This window comes from Okeania sp. SIO2B9, from assembly GCF_010672505.1.
Taxonomy (GTDB): Bacteria; Cyanobacteriota; Cyanobacteriia; order Cyanobacteriales; family Microcoleaceae; genus Okeania; species Okeania hirsuta.
In genome coordinates this window covers 1-1,229 of the sequence record NZ_JAAHGK010001714.1, presented here as the reverse complement: position 1 = coordinate 1,229, position 1,229 = coordinate 1, and the positions used below count along the sequence as shown (strand labels likewise).

Annotated in this window: 2 protein-coding genes; one reads left to right on the top strand and one right to left on the bottom strand. The window is 34.2% G+C overall.

Going from position 1 to position 1,229, the window contains the following annotated elements; translation table 11 throughout:
* Positions 1 to 277: 277 nt before the first annotated feature.
* Positions 278 to 736 carry a Ycf66 family protein gene (locus tag F6K13_RS33920; RefSeq protein WP_240041535.1) on the top strand — a complete coding sequence of 153 codons (459 nt, stop codon included), beginning with the start codon at positions 278 to 280 and terminating at the stop codon, positions 734 to 736.
* A gap of 305 nt (positions 737 to 1,041) precedes the next feature.
* On the opposite strand, the gene F6K13_RS33915 is transcribed toward F6K13_RS33920, so the two are convergent.
* Positions 1,042 to 1,229: hypothetical protein (locus F6K13_RS33915; protein WP_287290044.1), on the bottom strand; the 188-nt coding region annotated here is incomplete at its 5' end.

The window sequence follows — 1,229 nt, the reverse complement described above, 5'->3', positions numbered from 1 at the left end:
TGGAGTAGGGGAGTAGGGGAGTGGGGAAGTGGGGAAAAAATATTTACCCTGTGAAAAGTCTACTTATTGTGCCTCATAAAAACGGGAAGCAATTTCATTAATTGATAATTGATCATGGATAATTGATAATTACCTCTGGTTAAAACCGTTACGGAATTGAATGTAAGGAAATATTATTTCTTTTTTTCCCCTTGAAAGGGGAGGCAGAGTAAGCTGAATTATTTAATTAATAATTATTAATTATTAATTTTTCGGTAAATAATCGAAGAAGTATAAAATGATGAATCTTCTTTTAAATTATTCGAGTTTACTTGGGTTATTAGATATCTTACTAGCCCTATTAATTTTCAACGAATCCCTAAAAAAATTATTATCTCAAGAAGCTTTTGATATTGTTCAATGGATTTTTGTCCCGATCGCCATACTATGGTGTGGAGGAATTTTGATTTTTCAGGGGTGGAGACTCGATCCAATATTATTTTTTGTGATGTTTTTGTTACATATTATATTAGTATTTTTGGTAATTAAAACTTCCCTATACAATATTGTTTCTCATCAAAAAGCTTTTAATATTATTCAATGGATTTTTGTTAAAATTTTTCTTCCGATCGCCATACTATTGTGTGGAGGAATTTTGCTTTATCAGGGGTGGAGACTCGATTCAATATTATCTTTTGCTATATTTTTGTTAATTAGTGTATCTATATTTTTGGGTATTAAAGATATCTTTAAATAAGTTGCTTCCATACACCTTTCACTAATAACTTTAAATAACTATCATACTGGATTTATTAATAAATCTCATAAATACAGTTTTTTCATTACTATTACTACTTGAATAGTTATTATTGGTCATATCATCTCCGTTGGGGGAAGTTTGTGTAAACCCAAGCATAAATATATGTAGGAAATTTAAGTTTTTTTCTTGACTCTTAAACCCTTCCTGCCTCTTCCCTCTTCCCTCTTCCTTCTTCCTTAATATATGTAGGAAATTTAAGTTTTTTTCTTGACTCTTAAACCTTCTTCCCTCTTTCTTCTTTCTTACATGTAGCGGTATTCGCCCTTTGGCGGATAGATGTGCAGAGCGGGGCCGTCCTGGATCATTTCCTCGGCGGGCACCCACGCCTTGAGGTCGGTGCTGAATTCCGCGCCTTTCATGGTGTTATTGATCAGCGTGTGGTCGTGGACACCCAGGCCCTCGACCGCACGCTGATCAATAACACCATGAA

What these genes read in the sequence shown, in the direction of transcription:
- F6K13_RS33920 (WP_240041535.1), top strand. Translation starts at nt 278, where the DNA reads ATGATGAATCTTCTTTTAAATTATTCGAGTTTACTTGGGTTATTAGAT.